This window comes from Streptomyces alkaliphilus, from assembly GCF_014141535.1.
GTDB classification, from domain to species: Bacteria; Actinomycetota; Actinomycetes; order Streptomycetales; family Streptomycetaceae; genus Streptomyces; species Streptomyces alkaliphilus.
In genome coordinates this window covers 1-5,791 of sequence record NZ_VKHT01000257.1, presented here as the reverse complement: position 1 = coordinate 5,791, position 5,791 = coordinate 1, and the positions used below count along the sequence as shown (strand labels likewise).

General features: G+C 74.1%; 4 protein-coding genes. 1 reads left to right on the top strand and 3 read right to left on the bottom strand.

Going from position 1 to position 5,791, the window contains the following annotated elements; translation table 11 throughout:
* Nucleotides 1-102 precede the first annotated feature (102 nt).
* The 3 genes from FNQ90_RS10585 to FNQ90_RS10575 form a co-directional block, all read right to left on the bottom strand.
* Nucleotides 103-1,095 (bottom strand): hypothetical protein, encoded by a 993-nt coding sequence (locus FNQ90_RS10585; RefSeq protein ID WP_407699337.1) that lies wholly within the window; start codon nucleotides 1,093-1,095, stop codon nucleotides 103-105.
* 302 nt (nucleotides 1,096-1,397) lie between these two features.
* Nucleotides 1,398-2,618 (bottom strand): acetyl-CoA C-acetyltransferase, encoded by a 1,221-nt coding sequence (locus FNQ90_RS10580; protein ID WP_143623200.1) that lies wholly within the window; start codon nucleotides 2,616-2,618, stop codon nucleotides 1,398-1,400.
* Between the two features lie 349 nt (nucleotides 2,619-2,967).
* Entirely contained in the window at nucleotides 2,968-4,035 is a 1,068-nt protein-coding gene (locus FNQ90_RS10575; protein WP_182606141.1) for an SGNH/GDSL hydrolase family protein, read from the bottom strand.
* A 364-nt stretch (nucleotides 4,036-4,399) separates the two neighbouring features.
* Between FNQ90_RS10575 and FNQ90_RS10570 the strand changes: the two genes are divergently transcribed.
* On the top strand, nucleotides 4,400-5,776 hold the full coding sequence (locus FNQ90_RS10570; RefSeq protein WP_143623218.1) for a cystathionine beta-synthase: 1,377 nt from the start codon (nucleotides 4,400-4,402) through the stop codon (nucleotides 5,774-5,776).
* Nucleotides 5,777-5,791: the final 15 nt, after the last annotated feature.

The following is a 5,791-nucleotide window of genomic DNA, read 5'->3' as shown; positions in this document are numbered from 1 at the left end:
GTGGGAGGCCGGGCTCCCGCCCGACGCGAAGACGCCGCCGTGCGGCGGCGGATGGGGGCGTGCGGTGACCCGGGGCCGGGCCCCGGTGTTCAGGCCCCGGCGTCAGGCGGTGACGACGCGGTCGGCCAGCAGGTAGACGTTCTCCTCCACCGCCGGCTCGCCCGCGCCGGGGTCCCCGGCGGGGCCCGCCGGGCCGCAGCCGAAGGTCAGGGCGTAGGCGCCGGAGACGCCGGAGCCACCGAGCAGGACCGGGTGGCGCCCGGCGCGCAGCGCGGCGACGAGCCGCTGCGCGGTCTCCTGGTGGCCGGGGGACAGGCACAGGGTGGTGCCGTCGGCGAAGAGGAAGACGTCGAGGGTGCCCAGCGGGCCGGGACGGACGTCGGCGAGCGGTATGCGGGTCTCGGCCAGGCGGCGCAGCTGCTCGGTGGTTCGGCGCTGCTCGGCGGCCCGGCTCTCCCGGCCGTGCTCCCCGCCGGCGCCCGGGGCGTCGGCGGCTTCGGGGTCCTCGCGGTCGGGCTGCTCGGCGCGCTCGCGATCCACCGGCTCCCCGGTGAGGGTGTAGCCGGGGTGGGAGGGGTGGCGGCGACGGGCGGCGGCCAGTTCGGCGGACTCGGCGCCGTCGGACTCGGCGGCCCGCTCGGCGGGCTCCGGGCCCTCGGGGAGGTCGCCCACCGCGCCGGGGGCGCGGTCCACGGTGCCCTGACGGGGAACCTGGAAGGGACTCTCGGCCGGCAGGGCACCCGGCAGGTAGCCCTCCAGGAGGGCGTCCAACAGCGCCTCGTCGCCGTCACCGAAGTCCGGGCCGGTGACCCGTCCGGCGAGGAGGGAGCCGGTGGCCCCGTGCTCGCGGGCCTCCTGGTCGGCCCAGAAGGCGCGGGCCTCGGCGAGTTCGCGTTCCCGTTCGTCGGCCAGGGCGTCGGCGACGGCGGCGCGGATCAGTTCCTCGTCGGGAGCGGTGCGTGCCGCGGGCAGGCCGGTGGACAGCAGCTCGGCGCGCAGGGCCGCGACCTCCGCGCGCAGGGCACGGGCGACGAAGAGCGCGGTGACGCACAACACCAGTGCGATTCCCGCGGCGAGCAGCAGGATGAGGGATATTGCGCTCACGAACGATCTCCCGGTTGCTTTCGGTCCGCAGCCTTTCCTACCTCAGCCTTCCCTGCCGTTGCCACGGGGCGCCAGATCGGAATGTCCCCCTTTGGGGGGGTACTTGGTCCCGTGGGGGGTGTGTCACCGCCGCCCCGCACCCCCGTGACCTGCGGGGACGCGGGGCGGCGACGGATGGGTTACATCCCGGGGCCGCTTAGGTCTCGCTGGTGTATACCGTGCCTGTGCGTGGCCCCGTGAACACTCCCCCCGGGGCCCTTGTGTTCCGGGCCCGCGGGACTTCTCCCATGGTGTCAGCTCATCCGCTCGAGCACCATCGCCATGCCCTGACCACCGCCGACGCACATGGTCTCCAGCGCGAACTGCTTGTCGTGCCACTGAAGGGAGTTGATCAGGGTGGCGGTGATGCGGGCGCCGGTCATGCCGAAGGGGTGGCCCACGGCGATGGCACCGCCGTTGACGTTCAGGCGGTCGAGGTCGATGCCCAGATCGCGGTAGGAGGGGATCACCTGTGCGGCGAACGCCTCGTTGATCTCCACCAGATCGATGTCGGAGATCGACATGCCGGCCAGCTTCAGCGCCCGCCGGCTCGCCTCGACCGGGCCGTAACCCATGATCTCCGGGGAGAGGCCGGAGACGGCGGTGGAGACGACCCGCGCCAGCGGGGTGATGCCCAACTCCCGGGCCTTGGTGTCGGACATGATCACCAGGGCGGCGGCGCCGTCGTTGAGCGGGCAGCAGTTGCCCGCGGTGACCAGGCCGTCGGGGCGGAAGACCGGCTTGAGGCCCTCGACACCCTCCATGGTCACGCCCGGTCGCGGCCCGTCGTCCTTGCTCACCACGGTGCCGTCGGGGGTGGTCACGGGGGTGATCTCGCGCTCCCAGAAGCCGTCCGCGATGGCCTTCTCGGCGAGGTTCTGCGAACGCACGCCGAACTCGTCCATCTCGCGGCGGGTGATGCCCTTGTGGCGGGCCAGGTTCTCGGCGGTCTGGCCCATGGAGATGTAGATGTCGGGCAGTTCACCGGCCTCGCGCGGGTCGCTCCAGCCCTCCCCGGCCCGCTCGGCGCGGGCGGCGGTGCGCGCCTCGGCGTCGGCGAACAGCGGGTTGTGGGTGCCCGGCATGCCGTCGGAGGTGCCGTTGACCGTGCGGGAGACGGCCTCCACGCCGGCGGAGATGAACACGTCGCCCTCGCCGGCCCGGATCGCGTGCATCGCCATCCGGGTGGTCTGCAGGGAGGAGGAGCAGTAACGGGTGATGGTGCAGCCCGGCAGGTGGTCCATGCCCAGTTGCACGGCCACCACCCGGCCGAGGTTGTGGCCCTGCTCGCCGCCGGGGGCGCCGCAGCCGAGCATCAGGTCGTCGATGTCGCGGGGGTCGAGCTGGGGCACCTTGTCGAGGGCGGCGCGGACCATCGCGGCGGTGAGGTCGTCCGGGCGCATCTCCTTCAGGGAGCCCTTGAAGGCCCGGCCGATGGGGGAGCGGGCGGCGGAGACGATGACGGCTTCGGGCATGAGGGCCCCTTCCGAGGAGGGTGAACGCTGATCGGCTCTGGAAGTTACCCGCGCGTAGGGGTGCGGGTCACCTCGCTCACATGTGATTCGAACCGCACCGCCGGGGGCGGGGCGGGGTCGTGCTCGGACGGCGTCAGGATACCGACCAAGCGGTTGGTCAGGTAGTCGAAGGCGACGGACGTCACGTCGGCGGTCGCCGGGAACGGGAACCGCCCCCCGGTGACCGGGGACACGACCGAGGAGAGGGAGCGGGGAGGGAGCGCCGCTCCACCGCGCCCGGCGCCCGTCGGCGACCGACCGCCACCACGGACCCCGGTGGGACGGGAGGCCCGTGGCGCCGGGGAGGGGGTCACGCGCCCGGGACGGTGTCACCGTCGTGGCCGGCCGGGGTCCGGGTGGTCGGGGCCCCGGTGACCGGGGCGTGGCCGGCCGGGGCCTCGGTCGGCTCCGGCTCGGAACCGCTGACCCGGCGCTGCCTCCGATGCTTGAGCAGCGCCCGCCGCCGTCGACGGTCCCCCGCCGCGGCCGGTCCGGTGACGAACACCTCGCTGCCGCTCTCCGCCACGGCCGCCGCGGCGGCGTCCGCCACCCGCAGCACCGACTCCCCGCGCGCCGGCTCCACCCGCTCCGGCTCCGGCCACACCCCCAGGGACGCGCAGAGCGTCGGCAGGATCGCCATCGCCGCCGCCCGGTACCCCTCCGCGGAGGGGTGGTAGCGGTCGGGGCCGAACATCTCGCGCGGGTTCGCGGCGAACTCCGGCCCCAGCAGGTCCCCCAGGGACACCGTTCGGCCGCCCAGCTCCACCGTCGCGATGGTCTGCGCGGTCGCCAGCCGCCGGCACAGTCGTCGGGCCACCCAGCGCAGCGGCGGCGCCACCGGCTCCACCGAGCCGATGTCCGGGCAGGTGCCCACGATCACGTGGCTGCCCGCCTCCCGCAGGCGACGCACCGCCGCGGCCAGCAGCTCGACCGCGCGCACGGGCGGCTGGCGGGTGGTGATGTCATTGGCGCCGATCATGATCACGCACACGTCCGGTGCCCGCCCGGCGTCGGTGTCCAGGAGTAGCGAGACCTGCCGCTCCAGGTCCTGCGAGGAAGCCCCGCAGAGCGCCACGTTCCGCAGTCGCACCGGCCGCTCGGAGACCGCCGCCAGCCCGGTGGCCAGCAGCGCGCCCGGAGTCTCCGCCGCCCGGTGCACCCCCAGGCCGGCCGCCGTCGAGTCGCCCAGGAAGCCCAGTCGCCACGGCACGCCGGCGTGCCCCGCCCCGGCGAACTCGCGGCCGTACACGCCATCGGCCGGCGGCGGCTCGTTCTCGTTCAACCCGATGACCCGCCGGGCGAAGAGGGCCTCGGTCACCAGCACGCCGACCGTCAGTCCCCCCAGCAGCCCGAGCCCTCCGCCGCTGTACGCCGCCATCGTGGCGACCCGCCGCACAGCGCCGGTGCCCGGCGTCCCCACCGCCGCGCCCCCGGTCGAACGGAGGGCCGCCCCCGAGGCTCTGTCGAACACCCTTCCGAATGTCCTGCCGAACGCTCTGTCGAATCCGGAATCCGCCGCCATCGTCCCGCCTCCACCCGCGCCTCGACCCGACCGGCGCCTCCGCGCGGCCGACGCCGGCCCCGGACGCGCGGACCGTTCCGCCCCGAACCGTTCGGGCACGCCCGTCACCCCATGATCGCCCGGGAGCGCCCGGCGCCGCGGGAGGCCGCGCCCCGTCCCGGCCCCCTACAGTGCTGTCGAGTGGGCGGACACGACCCGCCCGGAACCCGCGGAGACCACTGTGCAGTATCACGAGTCGATGATCGACCTTGTCGGCAACACCCCGCTGCTGAAGCTCACCGGCGTCACGGAGGGGATCGAGGCCACCATCCTCGCCAAGGTCGAGTACTTCAATCCCGGCGGATCGGTGAAGGACCGCATCGCCCTGAGGATGATCGAGGCGGCGGAGGCCTCCGGGGAGCTGCGCCCCGGCGGCACGATCGTCGAGCCGACCTCCGGCAACACCGGGGTCGGGCTGGCCATCGTCGCCCAGCGCAAGGGCTACCGCTGCGTCTTCGTCTGCCCCGACAAGGTCTCCACCGACAAGATCAACGTCCTGCGGGCCTACGGGGCCGAGGTCGTGGTCTGCCCCACGGCGGTGGATCCGGAGCACCCCGACTCCTACTACAACGTGTCCGACCGCCTGGTCCGGGAGATCCCCGACGCCTGGAAGCCGGACCAGTACAGCAACCCGAACAACCCCCGCTCCCACTACGAGACCACCGGCCCCGAACTGTGGGAGCAGACCGAGGGGCGGATCACCCACTTCGTCGCCGGCATCGGCACCGGCGGCACCATCAGCGGCACCGGCCGCTACCTCAAGGAGGTCAGCGACGGCCGGGTGCGGGTCATCGGCGCCGACCCCGAGGGCTCGGTGTACTCCGGTGGCTCCGGTCGGCCGTACCTGGTGGAGGGCGTGGGTGAGGACTTCTGGCCCGACGCCTACGACCGGGAGGTGGCCGACGGCATCGTCGCGGTCTCGGACCGCGACTCCTTCCGCATGACCCGCCGCCTCGCCCGCGAGGAGGGCCTGCTCGTCGGCGGGTCCTGCGGCATGGCGGTGGCCGCCGCCCTGGAGGTCGCCCGGCCGCTGGGCCCGGACGCCGTGGTGGTGGTCCTGCTGCCCGACGGCGGGCGCGGCTACCTCAGCAAGATCTTCAACGACGAGTGGATGGCCGACTACGGCTTCCTGGAGGGCGGCGAGCCGGAGACCCGGGTCGGCGACGTGCTGAACCGCAAGCAGGGGGAGATGCCCTCGCTGGTGCACATGCACCCGGAGGAGACCGTCGGCCAGGCCATCGAGGTGCTGCGCGAGTACGGCGTCTCCCAGATGCCGGTGGTCAAGCCCGGCGCCGGACACCCCGACGTGATGGCCGCCGAGGTGGTCGGCTCGGTGGTGGAGCGCGACCTGCTGGAGGCGCTCTTCACCAAGCGGGCCGGGCTGGAGGACCCGTTGGAGAAGCACATGAGCGCCCCGCTGCCGCAGGTGGGCGCCGGTGAGCCGATCGCCGACCTGATGACCGCGCTGGGCGCCGCCGACGCGGCGATCGTGCTGGTGGAGGGCAAGCCCACCGGTGTGGTCAGCCGCCAGGACCTGCTGGCCTTCATGGCCCGCTGACACCCCGGATCGGGC

Excerpts from the sequence above, each read along its gene's own strand:
- FNQ90_RS10580 (WP_143623200.1), bottom strand. The coding sequence starts at position 2,618 with ATGCCCGAAGCCGTCATCGTCTCCGCCGCCCGCTCCCCCATCGGCCGG.
- FNQ90_RS10575 (WP_182606141.1), bottom strand. The coding sequence starts at position 4,035 with ATGGCGGCGTACAGCGGCGGAGGGCTCGGGCTGCTGGGGGGACTGACG.